A 19,102-nucleotide genomic window follows, 5' to 3' on the forward strand; every position below is an offset into this window, starting at 1 on the left:
TCACAGCCCCCTGTCACGGCAGTTGCTGGAGCGTGTCGAGCGCCGCCTTCGCCTGCACCAGCCCGTGGCCGTACTGACGGTCATGCCCCGGCTCGCCCAAGTCCTTCGCGCTGCGCTCCAGCAGCGCGCGCACCTCGGTGGCTGTCAGGGAGGGACGCACGCTCCACACGAGCGCCGCCACGCCCGTCACGTGCGGCGTGGCCATCGAGGTGCCTGGGAACCGGGCGTAGTCCACGGCCCGTAGGCTCACGCGCACCTGCTTGCCCAGGTGCTTGAGCACGGCCGCTCGCGACTCCCGGCCCACCGCGAGCGAGGGCACCCACTTGCGTCCCGGCCCGTCCAGACCCAGCTGCCAGGACTGGCTATCGGAGTCTTCGGAGCCGAAGACAATCGCCCGCGCGCCCTGCCTCATCACGTTCTGCGCGATGCCCGTGACGGAGTAGAACCCGGCCAACCGCACATAGGCCACGAAGCCGTCGCACGTGCCGCTCTTGCACTCTCCGATGTCACCCATGCCGCAGTCGACGAGCTCGCCCGTGTACTCACCTGCCGGCGCGAAGAAGAGCGAACGCGAGGCATACCGCTCTCCCTCGGCGTCGAACTCCGGCTCGGTGGCTCCCTGCACGCTGATGGAGGAGAGCACGTCCACGCCAGGCGCCACCAGGCTCAGCCCCTCGCCGCGGTTGGAGAAGGAGGCCACCTGTTCCTGTGCGTCCACTGCGCCCACTGCCATGACGGACGGATATGCCGATGGGTAGCTGAGCGGCGCTTCGTCTCCCGGGCGGCTGTCGTTTCCCGCCGCTGCAACGATGAGCATTCCTCCATCCAGCGCGGCCTGGAAGGCCTCTCGCGCCGTGTTCCCCATGTCCATGGGCGCCCCGAGTGACAGCGAGGCGATGTGCGCCCCCTGCTGCCGGCACCACTCGAGCCCCGAGAGCACGGTGCTGATGCTGGCGCTCTCGTGCACATTGAGCACACGGGCGATCAGCAGCTCCACACCGGGGGCCACGCCCACCATGCCGCCCCGGCTCATGGTCGGCCACGTCGCCCCCCCCGAGCCGAGCTGGGCCGCGACGATGCCCGCCACGTGTGTGCCATGGCCCAGGCCCCTCACGCCGTTCGACTCGTCGCTCGGGTCATCATCGCCATCCACGAAGTCGTAGCCGGCCGTGTAGGGAATGGCCAACTCGGGGTGCCGTCGGTCGATGCCACTGTCGATGATGCACACCCGGATGCCCGCGCCGGTCGGCGCTCCCGTGTCGAGCACACCATCCTCGTTGGCGTCCCACACCTGCTGGGCCTGCACGAGCCGCAGCGCGTCCGTGTACTCATCCACCGAGCCTGTCGTCGTGGGCAGGCCGAGCGCGTGCACCTCGAGGTCTGGCTCAATGCGCTCCACGTTCGGATCCGCGGCGAGCCGAGCCCGCTCCTCGGGCGTCACACGCGCGGCCACTGCCGGGACGAGGCGGTACTGCGCCGTCACCTGACCACCCACTCGCCGTACCGCAGCCGCGCTCACCCGAGCGCCGGAGCGGTAGCGGACGAGCACGGCCTCGCGTCCGTCTGAGGTCTGGCGCGGGGCCTTATCGGGAAGCGCACCCTCCACCACGCCTTCGCACTCGTTGTGCCCTTGCACCGACACGCCGTCGACCCCACCTGAACACGCCGCCAGGGCCAGAAGCCCGAGATGTGCCCAACGTCGCATCGTCGACCTCCATTTGTGCTTCGGAGGGAGTTGGGGTGGCGTCGGGGCTGGTGCCAGGGGGAGTCGAATTTTCCAGTGGAACAGACGTGCCCGGGTTCACAGAGCTGTCACACGAGCGTCCCCTCGCAAACGGTGCGGAGGTGTTCCTCCGTGCTACACAGTTCGGGTGTCAGTGTTTTCCCTTCCGCCGGAGCTTCCGAGCGAGCCTGAAGTGCTGGTCGAGTCCCCTCGTTGGTCCGTGGTGAAGCGGCGCGCGGACGGGGGCGTGGACTTCATCTCTCCGCTGCCGTGTCCCTACAACTATGGCTGCATTCCCGGGCTGAGCTCGGGAGATGGGGATCCTCTGGACGTGGTGGTGCTCGGTCCGCGCTTGCGTCGGGGCGAGCGTCTGCGGGTGCCGGTGGTGGGGGTGATTGGCTTCCTCGACGCGGGGTGCGCCGACCCCAAGGTCATCTGCAGTGCTCGGCCCTTGAGCCCGGCGGACCGTGCGGGTCTCGAGACCTTCTTCCGCGTCTACGCCCTCTTCAAGCGGGTGCTGCACCGCGTGCGGGGCAAGCGGGGAGGGGATACACGTTTCGTGGGCTGGCTCGCGGACGTCAAGGGGCGCTCAGCATGAAGCGCCGCAGGAGCGCGGGAGGCACCGGGCCGAACGAGAAGAGCTCGTCGTGGAAGCGGGCTTCGTCGAAGCGGCTTCCTCGCTCGCGGCGGCAGTCCTCCTCCAGTTTCTCGAACTCGAGTGCGCCAAGCAGGTAGGTCATGGACTGCATGGGCAGGCGCTTGTAGCGGAGGATCTCCCGCCGCGCGTTGGGCTCGGGCATGCAGGCGGAGTGCATGAGGTAGCGCACCGCGGCCTCATCATCCATGCGCCGGGTGTGCAGTCCGATGTCCACCACCACGCGCACGGCGCGCAGGGCTCGGGCCACCAGCGCCGTGAGGGCCTCGGGGGCGGAGTAGAAGCCTGCGCGCCGCATCCGCTCTTCGGCGTAGGTGGCGTAGCCCTCGATGTTGAGCATGGGGCCGAAGTGGCCGCGCGCCATGGCCACGTGGTCCGTCACGAGGAGGAAGCGGACGGGGGCGGGGTGATGGGAGAAGGCCCGTTGCCAGGCGACGCTCTGCAGGAAGTGGCCGGGGATGCCCTCGTGCACGGCCAGCAGCGTGGCCCACACGGTGGGGTGCGCGATGGCCATGGGGGCCAGCACGAACCAGCCCACCTTGCGGGGATCCAACAGCGGCGCGGGCCAGTTGGTGCCTCGCACGTCCACCATGCCTGGGGGAAGGGGCTTGAGGCCCAGCCGGCAGCCCTCGGGGACGTTGAACAGCCCCTGCTCGTGGATGAAGGACTCGGCTTGCGCGATGAGCTCTCGGTAGAGGGGAATCACGTCCTCGTCGCGGGCGGGGTGCTCCAGCTCGAGCCGCACGAGTAGCGCCCGGGCCTCCGCCAGGTTGGAGAGAGTGGAGGGCGCTCCGGGCACTTCCGTGGCGAGCTGGCCGGCGAGCTGGACGATGGCGTGCTGAGCCCGAGCCAGCACCTCCTCGGCCTGCTGCACCAGCTCGTCGGGAGAGGCGGTGAGGCCGAACATGTGTCGCAGCCGCCACCGGTACTCCTCCTCGCCGAGGACCACGCCGGAGTGCGCATGGGGCTGCACGCGCTCGCGCAGGAAGCGATGGTGGGCGGCGAAGGCCTCGCGGGCTTCACGGGCCGCGTCCTGGAGCGCTCGGAGCTCGGCGCCGGAGAGTGTCACCTGGTGGGCTTCGGGCAGGGCCGGGAGGTGCTCGAAGTACCGGACGATGACGGGGAGCTGGTCCTCGACGAACTCCTGGACGATGTGCACGTCCGGCACCTCGCCCGAGGCGAGCCCCTCGGCGAGCAGCTGCTCCTGCTGCCGGAGGAAGGTGGGGATGCGCGCGGCCCGGCTGGCGATGGCGGACCAGTCCTCGGCCGTCTCGGCCTGGCCGATCTGGTACTGGAGCATCGTGTGTGGATAGGTCGACAGCTCGACATTGCTCCGGAGTCCGCGCAGGTCCTCGTGGGCGTGGACGTGGAAGCGGGTGACGCTGAGCATCGCCAGTCGGTCGAGCCAGGCGTCCGGGGGGAGCCCCTCGGGTGCGAGCCGCTCGAGCTGCGTGAGGGTGTCGCGGTGCAGGGCGTACTCGTCGGCCAGCGCGGACGAAGAGAGGTCCTTGAGCCGGTCGTCCAGGTGATGGAGTCCGAGGGTGGTGGCCTCCTCGGGCTGGCTCTGGAGGTAGCGCTCGAAGAACGAGGCGCGGAGCCGGACGAAGGCGTCGAGGGCGGGCGAGGAGGCCTTGCTCATGACCCTCTGAGGTTAGTCATCGTGGGTGGGCCCCGAGTGCCTGCTTGCCCTTCATCCAAGCCCCCCAGGACACCGGGGAGCGGATAAGGTGAACAAGTCATGCTCGCGCTGCTCCGGCGTGTCTCCCTGAGACACCATCCCGAAATTTTCGAGCGATACGGTCGGCCCGTTCCCCTGGACGACGTCTTCCTCTCCCCCGTCGGAGGGGAGGCAGCCTTCATCGGGCTGTCAGGAGGGCTCATCGAGGCGCGGGTGGGCCCGTGGAGGGGCGTCCTCATCACCGATGAGGTGGGGGGTCCGTCCACGGGGTGGAGCTTCCCCTACATCTTCCCCGCCCGTCTGGCGGCAGCCAGGGGAGTTGCATCCACCCTGTGCGCCATCCTGTCCGGGCTGTATCCTGCGCATCGTGCCGCCGCCTTGAACGGGGTGGGGGCGCTCGCCTAAGAGTGAGTTCCATGGCTGCCAACCTGCAGAATCCCTTCCACATCCTCCTGGTCGAGGACGAGCCCGTCATCCGGGAGCTCGTGCGTTCCATGTTGAGCGACGGGGCCGTGGAGGTGGTGTGCGCCGCCAATGGCATCGAGGGCCTGAAGCTGGCCAAGAGCCGCCCCTTCCAGCTCGTGCTGATGGACGTGGTACTGCCGCAGCTGGACGGCATCTCGGTGTGCCGGATGCTCAAGAGCGATCCGGTCACCTCGAAGGTGCCGGTCTACATGCTCACGGCCAAGTCCAAGAAGTCGGACATGGAGAGCGCCACGCTGGCGGGAGCGGACGGCTACATCCAGAAGCCCTTCAAGGGCGCGGAGTTGATGGCGCTGGTGGATCGGCTGCGCACGGCGGCCTGAGAGGCCGCGGCGGGCTCAGGGCAGGCGCGGGTGGAGGTAGCGCGCCAGCAGCAGGAAGTGGTCCCAGTCCAGGTCCATGAACTCGAGCGCCACGCCGTGTGCCTCGCGGCGGACGATGTTGCACACGGTGGTGATGTCCCCGACGCCGGGCAGCGGGAGCGTGAGGGTGAGCTGCCGGGTGGTGTCCGCGGGGTGGCCGAGCAGGAACAGGCCGGCCATGGACAGGTCGCGTGCCTTGGCGAGCACGGTGCGCTCGCCGATGTGCACCTTGACCATCCAATTGGCCTCCACGCGCGGGTGGTAGCGCTCTTGGACGCGGAGGGGGCCGGTGGACGGCGTCATAGGAAGCTCCTCGGGGTGCAACAGGGGGCTACGAGTCTGGAGCAGCTCTCGGAAGGCGCAACTTTTCGTCCCGAACCCGCCCACCCAGCCGTCCACGCGCGTGGATGCGCGCTCCACGGTGTGGAGGGTTCCCTGGGAGGGGACGCCGCCATGTGCCCGAGATGACGCCACACGCCGGTTGGCACGCCGGCTGAAGAAGCCCCTGCACATCTCAAGCGCAGGAGGCATCACGTGGAGAACGGCAATCGGATTAGCAATCTGTCCATCACCCCCACCGTGGCGCGGCAGACGCCGCGGAACGATTTCGGCACGGTGCTCGCGCACACGGCGCAGGAGGTGGTGAGGACAGGAGCGGGAGTGGTGGCGGCGCTGGTGCCGGGCTCGCCGATGGTGAGCGCCGCGGTGGCGAGCGTCAGCTCGGTGGTGGCGACGTCGGCCTCGTCGCTCCGGAGCACCGTGCCGACGGCTGGGGGCGCGAGTGGCACGGCGGGCACCACGGGGAAGGGGGAGCAGTGGGATCTGCTCGCGGCCCAGAAGGAGCTGCAGGCCGAGGGGGCGAAGATGAACCTGGCCTACATGGAGCTGCAGAACGACATGCAGAAGGAGAGCCGGGCGCACAACGCCATCTCCAACATCATGAAGGTCCGTCACGACTCCGCGAAGGCGGCCATCAACAACATCCGCTAGGGGGGCGCGCCAATGGCCATCGACAAGGTGGGGGCGATTGGCGGGGCGGGAGCGACGCCCGCGCTGGAGCCTTCGAGGAAGGCGGATTTCAGCAAGGTGCTGGAGGGGGTGAAGGGGCCGGCGAGGCAGCCGGGGCCCCAGGTGGCGACCGAGGGCGCTCCGCGAGCGGCTGCCACAGAGCGGACGGAGGCCTCGCGCGGGACGTGCACGGTGGAGGGGGTAGGAAAGGCCACGGCGGGGACCTCAGAGGTCCAGGCCGGGGGGCGGGTGGATTCGGTGCAGGCCGCGCGGTCGCAGCAGGCGGTGCAGATGCTGGACCGAGTGAGTGAGGCACAGAAGCGGTTGGATCAGGTCCTGGCGCTGGCCGAGTCCGGCAGGTCGTTCTCGCCGACCGAGCTGATCGCCCTCCAGGCCCACGTGTACCGGGCGAGCCAGGAGCTCGATCTCGCCGGCAAGGTCGTCGAGAAGGCGACCGGCGGCGTCAAGCAGGTACTGCAGACCCAGGTGTGAGGAGTTCCCCATGTTCTTCAGACGCTGTCTCTTCCTGCTGCTCTTGTGCGCCACGGGGTGCCGGGAGCGCATCCAGCACGGCCTGGACGAGCGCCAGGCCAACGAGCTGCAAACGGTGCTCGTCGAGCGAGGGCTCGATGCGCGCAAGGTGCCCGAGACGGGCAAGAAGCCCACGTGGGCCATTGAGGTGACCGAGGAGCAGGCGTCGGACGCAGTGCGGATTCTTGCCGAGCTGGGGCTGCCTCGCCCTGTGCAGGACGTGGGCTGTGACGTCTTCGGTGGGGGCGGGCTGGTGCGGACGCCGGTGGAAGAGCAGCTCTGCCGCGTACGGGTGATGGAGCAGGGCCTGGAGAAGACACTGCAGACGGTAGAGGGGGTCATCCTCGCGCGCGTGCACTTGGTGGTGCCACCACCGCCGAGGCCTGGGCAGCAGCCGGTACCGGCGAAGGCCTCAGCGATGCTGCGCGTAGCACCCGGCTACGCGGACACCCTCAAGGGCACCCGGGAGATGCTGCGCTCGCTCATTGCTGGAGGCGTGGAGGGGCTCTCTCCCGAGGGGGTGTCGCTCATGGTGGACGAGGTGTCTACGCGTGTCGTGGCGCCCACGCAGGGGGTCTCTCCGCTGACACGGCTGCGGGTGTTGCTGGCGGTGCTGTCCCTGGCCGTCACAGGGCTGTCCGTGGGGCTGATCCTGGTGACGCTGCGCTTGCGGCACCATCGCGCCAGGGCGGAAGCGAAGCTTGCCGTTCCACCCGCCCCCGCGCGACCCGTGGTGACGCCTGGGGCCGCGCGCAAGGTGGCGTGAGCCTCAGAGAAGGGTGAGCCATGGAGGCGACGCGTATCGAGCGTCCTGGTGCAAAGGCTCCGGGACCCGAGCAGACAGTGGTGGGTCGGGTACCCAGGAATCCGCCGCCTGAGCCCTGGAAGAAGCCCCTAGGAACGGCGCCGGTGAAGTCTCCGCCTCCGGCTTTGCTCCCCTTGGAGCGGCTCGCGTTGGTGGCGCAGGTCTTCGGGCGGGAGCGGGCGGAAGCACTGCTCGACGGTTTGAACGGACCCGAGGCCCGGCAGGCGAAGAATCACCTGGCCGGGTTCGCCGCGCTCTCGTCGGCGCGGCGTCAGGCTCGGGTCGCGGTGGAGTTCGGAGTGAGGCCGGATGCCGCGGCACGGCTTCGGGGCGTCATGGAGGCGGCTTCGGAGGTACTGCGGCGGGAGATCTTCCGGAGGCTACCGCCTTACCACCGCAGCCTCTTTCCGGAGCGTCAGTTGGAGCCACCTGACGCGGCGGCCACCCCGGCGGTGTGTGCGCTGGCCGAGCGGCTCATCCGCGAAGCCACGCGCTGAGACCCCTGTTCCGATTCGGGACTGTCCCTGACCTTCAACCCCTCGTTTTCGCATGCGCGGCCGTTGGCATTGGCCGTGAACAGGAGCGGTGCGTCCGCGCCACGGAGCAACCATGCAGAATCCTCTCGGAGATTCTACCCAGTCCACGATGTTGAAGCCGATGAGGCTGCGCCGGCTCGGTACCCGCCGGTTGTCTCGAGCCCATGTGACGCTGAGCGAGCGTCCCCAGGCGGTGCGGCTCGCGAAGCAGGCGCTCGCGTTGGTGTGTGAAGCACTGAGCCGGGAGCTGGGGTGTGTTGTCCGGGCGGAAGCCCGATTGCTGGAGGCGGTGGTGATGCCGGCGACGGGGTTGGCGCATACGGCGGCCTTCGCTCTGTTGGACCTGTCGGCGAGAGGCGGGACGGCCGTGCTGGAGCTGGAGCCGCCGTTGCTCTTCGCCGCGCTGGAGCGCTTGGCGGGGGCGGGGACGAAGCCGGGTCCCATCACGGACCTGACACGTTTGGAGGAAGCCTCCTTTGCCTTTCTGGGCCTGTCGGCGCTGTACGCACTGCGTGACCAGCAGGAGCTGCAGCGGCGGTTGGGCCCGCGCCTCACCGGAGTGACGATGAATCGCACGGAGGTGCTGGCGCGTCTCGATGCTCGGCAGCGCCACCTCTGCGTGGAGCTGACGGTGACGGTGGGGCAGACGACCGCGGGCGGGCGGCTGATGCTCCCCTCGGTAGTGCTCGAAGGGGCGCTGAAGGGGCTACCCGTGGAGCGTGACGCGGAGCTCGCTCCCGAGGTGCTGGCAGCGCGGCTGAGGGCCCGCTGCTTCATGGGGTGCACGTCGCTGTCGCGCGAGGCGCTGGCGTCGCTTGGGCAGGGGGACGTTGTTCTGTTCGAGGGGCTGCGCTGGGGGGGCACGCAGCCGCTGGGCTCTGGACGGCTGGTCATGCGCGGTTTCGAGCTGACGGGTGACTTCACCCCCGAGGGTTTCTCGCTGAACCGCGCACACAGGCGCGGACTTCTCCAGGAGTCGGACATGGTGACCGTGGTCGAGCGGAGCGAGGGGATGCCCCCGCTGCCAGTGGATGTGGAAATCGAGCTGACGCGGCTGATGCTCCCGCTGTCCGAGCTGGCGGCGCTCAAGCCGGGAGCGCTGCTGCCGTTGCGCATCAACGCGAGTGAGCCGGTGCTGCTGCGAGTCGGAGACCGGGTGGTGGCGCGGGCGGAGCTCGTGGACATCGAGGGAGAGGTGGGGGCTCGCATCCTCACTCTCGTGCCGTGAGTGCTCCGATGAAGACCCTCTTCGACTCTGTATCTCCGCGGGCCCGGATGCTTCTGGCTCTCACGCTCATCCTCGGGCTGGCGATGCTGGCCCCGTTGGGAGGGGCATCGGCAACCTCGGTGGCGCGGGGGCTTCTGGGCGCCGTGGCCCTAGGGGGCCTGGGCTGGTGGCTCATGCGCCGTGGCCAGGCCGAGTCCCGTTTTTCGCTCACCGAGCGCATGCGGGTGGTGTCCCGGACAGGTCTCTCGCCGCGCTGTGGGCTGGCGCTGGTGGAGGTGGATGGAACCCGGTACCTCGTGGCCTTCGGAGACTCCTTCGCGGAGATCCGCAGGACGCACGGACCTGTGCGCGTCGAGAAGGAGACCGGGTCATGAGCCGCGCGTTGCTCGTGCTGGGAGTCCTTGTTCCGGGGCTGGCGTCGGCGGCGGAGATGTCGTTCTCGCAGATGTCCTTCGCGGGCAGCCCGCTGTCGATGATGGGGATGCTGGCGGTGATGTCTCTGCTGCCCTTTGCGGTGCTGATGCTGACCAGCTTCTCGAAGATCGCCGTGGTGCTGTCGCTGGCACGCTCGGCGATGGGAACACAGCAGGCGCCGCCCACCATTGTCCTCACCGGGCTCGCCGCGGTGCTGACGGGCCACATCATGGCTCCAGTGATGGAGCGCATGTACGACGCCGGGCAGGCCGTCTACCAAGACGTCGGCTCTGGTGCGCAGATCCTCAGCGCAGCGGGCAAGGTGACTGAGCCGCTGCGTGTCTTCCTGGTGAAGCATGGCAGCCCGGAGGAGAGGGCTCGCTTCTTAGAGCTGGCGCGCGAGCTGCGGCCACTCGAGGAAGCCGAGCAGGTCCACGAGGAAGATCTCTTCGTGGTCATTCCAGCCTTCGTCATCACCGAGCTGAAGGAGGCCTTCCAGATTGGCTTCCTCGTCTTCCTCCCGTTTCTCGTGTTGGACATGGTCATCGCCAATGTGTTGCTCGCACTCGGGATGCAATCCCTGTCACCGAGCCAGGTGAGCCTGCCCTTTAAGATTCTCCTCTTCGTGGCCGTGGATGGCTGGGCGCTGCTCGCGCGCGGCCTCATCCTTGGCTACCGGTGATGCCATGAGCCAGGACGTCCTGCTTACGCTCGGTCGCGAGGCGTTGCTTCTGATGGTCCTTGCGTCCCTGCCCCCCATTGGGGCGAGCCTGGTGGTGGGGTTCCTGATGAGCCTCTTCCAGGCCACCACACAGCTCCAGGAGAGCACCCTCACGGTGGTGCCCAAGCTGTGCGCGGCGGTGCTGGCGCTGGTGGTTGCCGGGCCGTGGATCTCTGGCCAGCTCACCCTCTTCGCACATCAGGTCCTGACTGTCATTGCGGAGGTGGGCGGGTGAACCTCGAGCTTCTTCGTGCCCAGCTCGACTTGTTGGGGCCGAGCATGGTGGCGGTGGCGTTGTGCGCCGCGCGTCTGCTGCCGGTGGCCTTCCTGTGCCCCCTGTTGGGGGGCCAGGCGGCTCCGACGACGGTGAAGCTCGCCCTGGTGCTGAGCCTCGCGCTCTTCTTGCACCAGGTGGCGGGAGTGTCGCTGCTGGCGCCGGTGGAGACGCCGATGCAACTGGCTGCGTTGGCGATGAAGGAGCTCACTTACGGCACGTCTGTGGGGCTGGTGGCTGCGCTGCCCTTCGACGCGGCACGGATGGGCGGGCGCTTCATCGACCTCTTCCGGGGCACTTCGGCAGAGGCGAGCCTGCCCGTGGCAGGAACGCGCGAGTCAGCCACCGGGGATGCGCTCTATCAGCTTCTCGTTGGATTGGTGGTGACGGGAGGGCTCATGCCCGTCGTCCTCTCGGGGTTGGTGCGTGGCTTCGGATGGGTGCGGCTTGGCGCCTATGTGCCCACCGAGGCGGCGGCGATGCACGTGGTGGGGCTCGCAGGGGGCGCGATGGCCACGGGGCTCGCAGTGGGAGCGCCTGTCGCAGCTGCGGTGATGGCCGTGGACTGCCTGTTGGGAATGGTGTCGCGCGCCGCGCCCCAGGTGAACCTTCAGGAGATGGGCGCGCCGCTGCGCATCCTCGCGGGAGGCGCATTGCTGTGGCTCGGCGTGGGCCTCCTCTGTGAGCGGCTGCTCGCGGGCTTCCTTTCTGTAGAGGACGCGCTGTTCCGACTCGGGGAGGTCGCGCGGTGAGTGAGAAGACGGAGCAACCCTCGTCGAAACGCCTGCGCGAGGCACGCCGTAAGGGGCAGATTCCGCGCAGCCGCCTGCTGTCTTCCAGTGTTGTGACGCTCGGGGGGCTGTTGGGCCTCTCCCTGTCAGCACCCGAGGGCTTCGCGCGGCTGAAGGATTGGACAGCCCGACTGATGCTGCACCAGGAGCCCACGGGAGCGTTGCGGGAAGCGGGTTGGGTGATGGTTCTCCTGGTGGGGCCCCCGCTCGGGGGCGCGCTGCTGGCGTCCCTCGCGGTGTCTGTGGGCACGGTGGGCTTCGAGCTGAATGCGGAACACGTGACGCCGAAGCTCGAGCGCATCAGCCCGGCGGCGGGCCTGAAGAAGCTCTTCAGCGTGAGGCCGCTCATCGAGATGGGAAAGGCGCTGCTCGTGTCCGCGGTGGTGGTGTGGCTCGTTTGGAGCGCGGCCGTGGAGGAGGGTCCGGACATGCTCCGTACGGCCTGGCTGGAGGGGACACGGGGATTGGAGCACATCCTGGGCCGGCTCGGGCCGCTCGCCATCCGGCTCGCGTGCATCCTCGTGGCGCTGGGGGTGGGGGACTACGCGCTCGCGCGCCGACGGCATGTGAAGGACCTGATGATGACGCGCGAGGAGGTGAAGCGTGAGCACAAGGAGAGCGAGGGCGACCCCCACCACAAGGGCCAACGCAAGGCGCTGCACCGCCAGCTCGCGGCGGGAGGCGCGGCACGTGGAGTGCAGAAGGCGAGCGTCGTGGTCGTCAACCCTACGCACATCGCAGTCGCGCTCCGCTACGCCACGGAAGAGTGTGGAGCGCCCTACCTCGTCGCCAAGGGGCGCGAGGCGGACGCTCTCGCGCTGAGACGCGAGGCCGAGCGGCTTGGAATTCCCGTGGTCCGGGACGTGCCGCTGGCTCGTGGCCTCATCCACTACGACGTTGGGGAGGAAATCCCCGAGGAACTGTATCAGGCCGCCGCGGCGGTCCTCCGAGCGGCGCAGGAGTCGCAGGACGTGGACGCTCGTCCACGGAGGCAGATGTCATGAACAGACTGGCGAAGATTCTCTCGAGGGCACGCAAGTCCTCGGACGTTGTGCTTGCCGTGGCGATGGGCGCGGTGCTGGGTGCGCTCATCATTCCCCTGCCGCCTTGGCTGTTGGACCTCGGGTTGGCCATCAACCTGGCGGCGGCGGTGGCGTTGTTGGTGGCGGCGCTCTATGCCCGGGACGCGTTGAAGGTGACGTCCTTCCCGACGCTGCTCCTGTTCACCACGCTCTTTCGGCTCGCGCTCAACGTGTCATCCACGCGGCTGGCGCTCGCGGAGGGACATGCGGGAGAGGTCATCCAGGCGTTTGGTGAGTTTGTGGTACGGGGCGATTACGTCGTCGGAGCGGTCATCTTCGCCATCCTCACGCTGGTGCAATTCCTCGTGGTGGCCAAGGGCGCCGAGCGCGTGGCTGAGGTCTCCGCTCGTTTCACCCTGGACGCGATGCCGGGCAAGCAGATGTCCATCGACGCAGACCTGCGAGCGGGGGCTATCGACCAGGCGCAGGCTCGTCGCAGGAGGCGCGACCTGGAGCGCGAGTCCCAGATGTTCGGCGCCATGGATGGCGCGATGAAGTTCGTGAAGGGAGACGTCATCGCCGGTCTGGTCATCGTCGCGGTGAACCTCCTGGGCGGCATCTGTATCGGCATCTTGCAGAACGGGATGACACTGGCCGACGCGGCCGCCACCTACGCGCTCATCGCCATTGGCGACGGTCTGGTGTCGCAGATTCCGTCGCTGTGCATCGCTGTGGCGGCGGGCCTCGTCGTCACGCGCGTGGCCTCGGAGAAGGAGGATGATTCGCTCGGTGCGGAGATTGGCGCGCAGCTCTTCGGCGAGGCGAAGGCGCTCTGGGTGGTGGCTGCGCTCTGCGTGGCCCTCGCCGCGATGCCGGGGATGCCGCATCTGACGTTCCTCGGACTGGGAGCGGCACTGGGGGCGCTTGCGTACTCCCTGTCCCGTGTGAAGGCCGCCGCGCCGGAGGAGGATGCCGCTGGTGCCGGAGTCGAAGGTAAAGCCGAAACTGGAGCGGCGACGCAGGGGGAGCCGGGTGCGCCTCCGGAGAGCGCGGTGGCTCCGGTAGGGGTCGCCCCTCTGACGGTGGATCTCGCGCCAGACCTCACCCCACTGGCAAAGGAGCAGGGCGGCGCGTTCGTGCACCAAATCCTCAACCGGATCCGGGACGAGGTCTTCTACGAACTCGGCGTGCGCGTGCCCGGCATGCGGGTGCGGACGGATGCTGCGTACCTGCCAGCAGGTACCTATCGCATCCTTATCGACGAGGTGCCCGCAGGGATGGGACAGGTCGTGCCTGGTGCGCTCTACGCATTGGCACAGCCGGAGGAGCTGGCCTTCTTAGAGTTGAAGGCGGAGCCCGTGGTGGACCCGTCCACCGGTAAGCCCATCAGCCGCGTATCGGTGGAGGCTCGTGCGCGCCTGGAGATGGCTCAGGTCCCGCTCCGGAGCGCTGGGGAGCTCATCGCCGAGCACCTGCGGAGCGTCATCCGAGCCCGCGTGGCGGGGTTCCTGGGCATTCAGGAGGTGCAGGGGCTGCTGGACGGACTCGAGGCCCAAGCCCCCACGTTGGTGAAGGAAGCGCTCCAGAAGGTCCCGTTGCCGCTGCTCACCGAGGTGTTGCGCAAGCTCGTGGAGGAGCAGGTGAGCATCCGGAACATGCGCGCCATCCTCGAGGCGCTGGTGGCTCCCACCACTGAGGGTGATGCCTCGGCTCTGGCTGAGCGCTGCCGTCAGGCGCTGTACCGCTACCTCAGCCACAAGTTCGCCCCGTCCGGACCGCTCTTTGCCTACTTGGTTGATCCGGACATCGAGGAGACGCTGCGCTCCGCGGGACCTCGCGGGCCAGCACCTGCGCCCGAGCGCGTAGCGGAGATCCTGGAAGGGGTGAAGCGCATCGCCACAGGAGGGCAGACCGTGCTGCTCACGGCTCCGGACGTCCGGCGGACCCTGCGCAAGCTGTGCGAGGGGGCCTTTCCGGACGTCGCGGTGCTCACCTACGGCGAGCTGGACATGAACCTGCAAATCCGCCCGCTGGGGCGGCTATCGCCCGTGGCCCTGGGGCACTGAGCGGAGGCTAGTAGTTGGAACCGCTGCCGCTCTTGGGGTCGAAGGAGATGTCGGACTGCGGAGTCTGGGGCGCTGGCCGGTTGACCCGGTCGCGCAGCTCCTTGCCCGTCCGGAAGAGCAGGCCCCGCTTGGGCTTTACGGGGATGATCTGCCCCGTCTTCGGATTGCGCCCCTGGTAGCCCTGGTAGTTCTTCACGTGGAAGGCGCCCAGCCCGCGGATCTCAATGTTCTCCCCGCGGCACAGCGCATCCCTCATGGACTCGAAGATCGTCTCGACCGTGGCCTCGGCCTGTTTCTGCGTCATCCCCTTCTTGGCGACGAGGACGTTGATCAGATCGGACTTGAGCATCGCACGCTCCCGCAAACCGCGTAACCCCTCGGAAACAGGGCGCATGGCCCGTGGTCGAATCCCGAAACGATAACAGAACGAATCCCGCGTGCAAGCCCCGAGGCCTTCCAACCTCCTGGAAACCTTACGGATTTCCGCTTCCAGTCGCCGCCTGGGTCGTGCTTGGCGCGGAGGCAGGCGTCGCCTGCGCCTCCGCGAGCCCGGGGCGCACCAGGATGGCCAGGTCCAGCCACCGGGTCTGGCGCAGCACATCGAGCCCGGCCCTGTCCGACTCTCGGAAGAAGGCGTCCAGGGTTTCAAAACCGAGGGCACGCGGGCTCTTTCGAGCACTGGGCTCGACGGGGTTGTAGACGCCGTGGACGGCGAGCGTCAGGTCGGCCAGGGTCAGCTCTGCCGGGGGGCGGGCCGGTAGGAGGCCTCCCCGGCGGTGCCGTTGGATCAACCCCGCTTGCTCCATGTCGTCCACCACCTCGTGGACGAGCGACTCGGTGACCCGGAGGCGCAGCGCCAGGTCCCGGGGCAAGGGCGGCGTCCCTCCGTCGAACCAGACCAGCGTGGTTTCCTGGGCCACTCGGGCGGCCACCAGCTCCCGCGCCCGTGGGTGGGCACCGAAGGCCCACAGCGAGTCCCGGAAGGTTGCGTGCTCCACCGCGTAGGAGAGGCGGGCGCCAATGAGGATGAGGAGCCAGTCCACATACAGCCATGCGAGGAACATGGGCAGGGCGCCCAGTGAAGCGTAGAGCGGGTTGTTGCGAAAGCTGTACGCGGCGGCCTCCGTGTACACGTGCCGCGCCACGCTCCAGGCCACCCCCGCCACCAGCCCGCCCGCCAGTGCCGACCGGAAGCGCAGGTGGGTGTTGGGCGTCACGTAGTAGAGCAGGGTGAGCCCCGCTACCGCTGTGAGGGGAGAGAGGGCGCTGAACAGCAACTCGAAGAGGCCCAGGAAGAGCGGCGTGTGGGTGGCCTCGAGGAAGGAGCGCACCACGCTCGTTCCCGCGAATGAGATGGCCAGCATCAGGGGCCCCAACAGCAGCAGCCCCGCGTAGATGAGCGCGCGGACCACCCACGGTCGATGGTTCTTCACGCCCCAGATTTCGTTCAGCGAGACATCGATGTTCTGCAGCAGTGAGCCCGCCGAGATGAGCAACCCGAGGAAGCCCGCGCTCCCGATAGCCGTCGTGTTTCCCGGTTCCAGGAACCGCTCGAGGAAGGCCGCTGACTCCTCACGCACGCCCGGGGCCAGCACCGCGAAGATGATCTCCCTCAGGCGCTGCTGGACCGTCTGTTGGTGGTAGGCACCCAGCAGCGCCAGCACCACCGTCAGCAGTGGAACCAGGGAGAAGACGCTGATGTAGGTGAGCGCCGCGGCCCTCAGACGGATGTTCTCGCCCAGGAAGCCTCTCGCCAAGCTGCGCACCGCCAGCACTGTATCCGCCGCGAAGCGGCCTGCTTGGGTGCGCTCCAGCGGAGCCCAGGTGCGCCTGGCCCATTGGAGTGCGCGAGCGCGCAGTCGCTGGAGGAAGAGGGGGGACAGAGTGCGCATCCGGAGGGCGCCAAGGCTAATCAATGCCTGGGCGCCTCGGCCAGAGGGGGCGGGGACTCGTGACCCGACGGGATGTCCACATCGGGTCGAATACCCTCACCCCGTCCCTCTCCCAGAGGGAGAGGGGAGAGTGGGCTCAGGTGTTGCCGCCGGGCTCGTTGTTGCCTCCGGACGACGTCGGAGGCGTGCCTCCCGACGTGGGCTGCTCACCCGTAGGTGCCTGCTGTTGCTGCCCTTGCTGTCCACGCCCCTCGCGCTGCTCGGGCCGGCGCTGCTCTCCCCGGTTGCGGTCGCGGTCCCGGTCTCGGCCACCCCGGTCACCTCGCTCGCCCCGGTCGCTTCTCTCGCCCCGGTCGCTTCTCTCGCCCCGGTCGCTTCGCTCGCCCCGCTCGCCGCCTCGGTCGCGGTCACGGCCGCCCCGATCGCTTCGCTCGCCCCCCCGGTCGCGGTCACGGCCGCCACGGTCTCCCCGCTCGCCGCCCCGGTCGCGGTCACGGCCACCCCGGTCTCCCCGCTCTCCGCCTCGGTCGCGGCCGCCACCCTCGGAGCGGAAGCCGCGCTCGCCACCGCCACTCTCGGGCCGGCGCTGCATCGACAGCTCTCCATCTCCCGAGCCCGGCGACGAGGCCACCTTGTGGTCTCCGCCCTGCGCGCTGCGTCCGTAGATGTCGTACTGCTCGCGGTGGTAGTTCTGCTGCGCCTTCACCTGGATGGACTTGTTGTAGCGGTCCATCAGGTGCCGCAGCTCCTGGCGCTCCTCGCCCTGGAGCAGCCGCGCCACCTCGGCGTTGCAGTTGATGACCAGCGTGGGGTCCTTGTAGCCCGGCGCCTCGCGGCGGATCTCCCCGAAGATCTCGTAGGCCACCGTGGTCGCCGTCTTCACGAAGCCCTTGCCGTCGCAGTACGGGCAGTCCTCGTGGAGGATGCGGCCGATGGACTCGCGCACGCGCTTGCGCGTCATCTCCACCAGGCCCAGCTCGGAGATCTTCAGGACGTTCGTCTTGGCCTTGTCCCGGCCCAGCGCCTCCTGCAGCGCCTTGAAGACCTTGTCCCGGTTCTGCGGCTTCTCCATGTCGATGAAGTCGCAGATGATGATGCCGCCGATGTTGCGCAGCCGCAGCTGGTAGACGATCTCCTTGGCCGCCTCGACGTTGATCTTGGTGATTGTCTCCTCGAGGCTCTTCTTGCCGACGTAGCGGCCCGAGTTGACGTCGATGGCGGTGAGCGCCTCGGCCTGGTCGATGATGAGGTAGCCGCCGCTCTTGAGCCACACCTTGCGCTGGGTGGCGCGCTGCAGCTCGTGCTCAATCCCGTAGGCGTCGAAGATGGGCTCGTCGGAGTCGTGCAGCACCACCCGGTCCTTGAGCGCCGGGTCCTGCGCGTTCACGAAGCCGAGGATGCGCTCGTACTCCTCGCGGTCATCCACGACCAACTTCTCCACGTCGTGGGCGAAGAGGTCGCGCGTGGCGCGCAGGATGAGGTCCAGGTCCGGGTGCAGCAGGCCGGAGCCACCGCGCTTCTCGTTGCGGCGCACCACCTGGTTCCACACCTCGATGAGGAAGCGGATGTCGCTCTCGAGCTTCTCCTGCGGCACGTTCTCGGCCACCGTGCGCACGATGAAGCCCGTCCCGGGCGGGCGCAGCCGGTCGACGATCTCCCGCAGGCGCTTGCGCTCCTTCTCGTTGGAGATGCGGCGGCTGATGCCCACGTGGTCCACGGTGGGCATGAACACCAAGTGGCGGCCCGGAATGGAGATGTGCGAGGTGAGGCGCGCGCCCTTGGTGCCGATAGGGTCCTTGGAGATCTGAACCACGACCTCCTGGCCCACCTTCAGCAGCTCCTCAATCTTGGCCGTCTTGCGCGGCTTGGACTTCTCTTCGTCGCGCTTGCGCTGCTGCTCCTCGCGCGGCTTGCGGGCCTTGTCCTTCTCCCGGTCCTTCTCGCGCTCCCGGTCCTTCTGGTCGCGGCGGGCCTCGCGGGCCTCACGCGCGGCCTCGCGGTTCTCACGCGGGGCGCGGCGCTCGCCAGCGGCCGTCTCGGGACGCTGCTGGGGGGCGGCCTCGGCCTGGGCGGGGGGCGCCATGGCGGCCGGCTCACTCGGCGTGGCCGGAGCCGGCTCGGGCGGGAGCGCCAGTGCCACGGAGCCCTCAGTGGTGGGCAGCGCCGCGGAGGCTTCCGGAGCCGCCTGGGCCGTCACACTCACGGGTGCGGACTCCACGGGCTCCACCGGCACGCTCACCGCCTCAGCGGGAGCGGACACGGCCACCGGCTCGGCCGCGCTGGTGGGAGCAGAGGCAGGGGCAGGCTCCTCTGCGCGAACCTCCGGCTGTTCGGCTCGGGGGGCGGGCTCCTCGGCACGAGCCTCCGGCTGTTCGGCCCGGGGCTCCTCGACGCGGGGCGCGGGCTCCTCGGCGGGGTGGGGAACCGCGCTGCCTCCGGAGGCCTGCTGCTCGTGGACCTCGGCCTCCACTTCGGCACCGCCGGCCTCATGGGCGGCCTCGGCAGCCACGGCCTCGGACTCCTCGGGAACGTCCGGGGTGTCCTCGTCGTGCTCACCTTCGGTCAGCTCGAACTGAGCGCGCGCAAAGTCCGGGTCGTAGACGACGTCACTGACGTAGAGGAACGCGGCCTTCTCGAGTCCAATGTCCACAAAGGCCGCCTGCATGCCCGGGAGGACCCGGACGACGCGACCCTTGTAGATGTTTCCGACAATCCCCTTGTCCTTCTTACGCTCGAGGTAGAACTCCGCAATGTGGCCGCCTTCGACCAGGGCCACGCGGGTCTCCCGGCCCGCCGCGTTGATGACGAGGATGCTGCTCATTGACGAATCCTGGGCGCGCGCGCGGATGCGTGAGCTCCGGCGGACGGGAGGCGACGGCGTCTCCCGCTTCCGAGCGCGCTGCGAGGGGAGAG

Annotated in this window: 20 protein-coding genes; 14 read left to right on the top strand and 6 right to left on the bottom strand. The window is 68.8% G+C overall.

Going from position 1 to position 19,102, the window contains the following annotated elements; genetic code table 11:
- Positions 1–13: 13 nt before the first annotated feature.
- Positions 14–1,705, bottom strand: a complete 1,692-nt coding sequence (locus F0U60_RS13880; RefSeq protein WP_395819191.1) for a S8 family serine peptidase — start codon at positions 1,703–1,705, stop codon at positions 14–16.
- A 211-nt stretch (positions 1,706–1,916) separates the two neighbouring features.
- On the opposite strand from F0U60_RS13880, the gene F0U60_RS13885 reads away from it, so the two are divergent.
- Entirely contained in the window at positions 1,917–2,321 is a 405-nt protein-coding gene (locus tag F0U60_RS13885) for an inorganic diphosphatase (RefSeq protein WP_395819194.1), read from the top strand.
- On the opposite strand, the gene F0U60_RS13890 is transcribed toward F0U60_RS13885, so the two are convergent.
- Positions 2,302–4,017 carry a DUF885 domain-containing protein gene (locus F0U60_RS13890; RefSeq protein ID WP_395819196.1) on the bottom strand — a complete coding sequence of 572 codons (1,716 nt, stop codon included), beginning with the start codon at positions 4,015–4,017 and terminating at the stop codon, positions 2,302–2,304. The two genes, F0U60_RS13885 and F0U60_RS13890, sit on opposite strands and share 20 nt — an antisense overlap.
- A gap of 99 nt (positions 4,018–4,116) precedes the next feature.
- Between F0U60_RS13890 and F0U60_RS13895 the strand changes: the two genes are divergently transcribed.
- Complete coding sequence (locus F0U60_RS13895) at positions 4,117–4,461, top strand: hypothetical protein (protein ID WP_395819198.1); 345 nt, start codon at positions 4,117–4,119, stop codon at positions 4,459–4,461.
- 11 nt (positions 4,462–4,472) lie between these two features.
- Entirely contained in the window at positions 4,473–4,862 is a 390-nt protein-coding gene (locus F0U60_RS13900; protein WP_203402528.1) for a response regulator, read from the top strand.
- Between the two features lie 15 nt (positions 4,863–4,877).
- Here the strand turns inward: F0U60_RS13900 and F0U60_RS13905 are convergent, their stop codons facing one another.
- The gene (locus F0U60_RS13905) at positions 4,878–5,204 is read right to left on the bottom strand and encodes a PilZ domain-containing protein (RefSeq protein WP_395819201.1); all 327 of its coding nucleotides are present in this window, start codon (positions 5,202–5,204) and stop codon (positions 4,878–4,880) included.
- A gap of 231 nt (positions 5,205–5,435) precedes the next feature.
- Between F0U60_RS13905 and F0U60_RS13910 the strand changes: the two genes are divergently transcribed.
- The 11 genes from F0U60_RS13910 (at position 5,436) to sctV (ending at position 14,297) form a co-directional block, all read left to right on the top strand.
- Positions 5,436–5,891, top strand: a complete 456-nt coding sequence (locus F0U60_RS13910; RefSeq protein ID WP_395819204.1) for a hypothetical protein — start codon at positions 5,436–5,438, stop codon at positions 5,889–5,891.
- 12 nt (positions 5,892–5,903) lie between these two features.
- A complete protein-coding gene (locus F0U60_RS13915; RefSeq protein WP_395819206.1) occupies positions 5,904–6,401 on the top strand; it encodes an ATP-dependent helicase HrpB in 498 nt (165 codons plus the stop codon).
- 10 nt (positions 6,402–6,411) lie between these two features.
- Complete coding sequence (locus tag F0U60_RS13920) at positions 6,412–7,206, top strand: flagellar M-ring protein FliF (protein WP_395819209.1); 795 nt, start codon at positions 6,412–6,414, stop codon at positions 7,204–7,206.
- Positions 7,207–7,226: 20 nt separating this feature from the next.
- On the top strand, positions 7,227–7,742 hold the full coding sequence (locus tag F0U60_RS13925; RefSeq protein ID WP_395819212.1) for a hypothetical protein: 516 nt from the start codon (positions 7,227–7,229) through the stop codon (positions 7,740–7,742).
- A 112-nt stretch (positions 7,743–7,854) separates the two neighbouring features.
- Entirely contained in the window at positions 7,855–9,009 is a 1,155-nt protein-coding gene (locus F0U60_RS13930) for a FliM/FliN family flagellar motor switch protein (RefSeq protein WP_395819215.1), read from the top strand.
- Between the two features lie 8 nt (positions 9,010–9,017).
- Complete coding sequence (locus F0U60_RS13935; protein ID WP_395819217.1) at positions 9,018–9,383, top strand: flagellar biosynthetic protein FliO; 366 nt, start codon at positions 9,018–9,020, stop codon at positions 9,381–9,383.
- Positions 9,380–10,105, top strand: a complete 726-nt coding sequence (sctR, locus tag F0U60_RS13940; RefSeq protein ID WP_395819220.1) for a type III secretion system export apparatus subunit SctR — start codon at positions 9,380–9,382, stop codon at positions 10,103–10,105. The genes F0U60_RS13935 and sctR overlap by 4 nt, the downstream gene beginning before the upstream one ends.
- 4 nt (positions 10,106–10,109) lie before the next feature.
- Positions 10,110–10,379, top strand: coding sequence for a flagellar biosynthetic protein FliQ (locus F0U60_RS13945; protein WP_395819222.1), 270 nt, complete (start codon positions 10,110–10,112; stop codon positions 10,377–10,379).
- Entirely contained in the window at positions 10,376–11,170 is a 795-nt protein-coding gene (locus tag F0U60_RS13950) for an EscT/YscT/HrcT family type III secretion system export apparatus protein (protein WP_395819225.1), read from the top strand. The genes F0U60_RS13945 and F0U60_RS13950 overlap by 4 nt, the downstream gene beginning before the upstream one ends.
- Complete coding sequence (locus tag F0U60_RS13955) at positions 11,167–12,213, top strand: flagellar biosynthesis protein FlhB (RefSeq protein ID WP_395819228.1); 1,047 nt, start codon at positions 11,167–11,169, stop codon at positions 12,211–12,213. Before F0U60_RS13950 ends, F0U60_RS13955 begins: the two co-directional genes overlap by 4 nt.
- Positions 12,210–14,297, top strand: a complete 2,088-nt coding sequence (sctV, locus tag F0U60_RS13960) for a type III secretion system export apparatus subunit SctV (RefSeq protein ID WP_395819232.1) — start codon at positions 12,210–12,212, stop codon at positions 14,295–14,297. Before F0U60_RS13955 ends, sctV begins: the two co-directional genes overlap by 4 nt.
- Positions 14,298–14,304: 7 nt before the next feature.
- On the opposite strand, the gene F0U60_RS13965 is transcribed toward sctV, so the two are convergent.
- From F0U60_RS13965 to F0U60_RS13975, 3 genes are all read right to left on the bottom strand, one after another.
- Positions 14,305–14,646 (bottom strand): HU family DNA-binding protein, encoded by a 342-nt coding sequence (locus F0U60_RS13965; RefSeq protein ID WP_203402539.1) that lies wholly within the window; start codon positions 14,644–14,646, stop codon positions 14,305–14,307.
- A 124-nt stretch (positions 14,647–14,770) separates the two neighbouring features.
- Positions 14,771–16,189, bottom strand: a complete 1,419-nt coding sequence (locus tag F0U60_RS13970; protein WP_395819235.1) for a YhjD/YihY/BrkB family envelope integrity protein — start codon at positions 16,187–16,189, stop codon at positions 14,771–14,773.
- 136 nt (positions 16,190–16,325) lie between these two features.
- Positions 16,326–19,010, bottom strand: a complete 2,685-nt coding sequence (locus F0U60_RS13975) for an Rne/Rng family ribonuclease (protein WP_395819238.1) — start codon at positions 19,008–19,010, stop codon at positions 16,326–16,328.
- Between the last annotated feature and the right edge of the window lie 92 nt (positions 19,011–19,102).

Source organism: Archangium minus (genome assembly GCF_044360475.1).
Lineage (GTDB): Bacteria > Myxococcota > Myxococcia > Myxococcales > Myxococcaceae > Archangium > Archangium minus.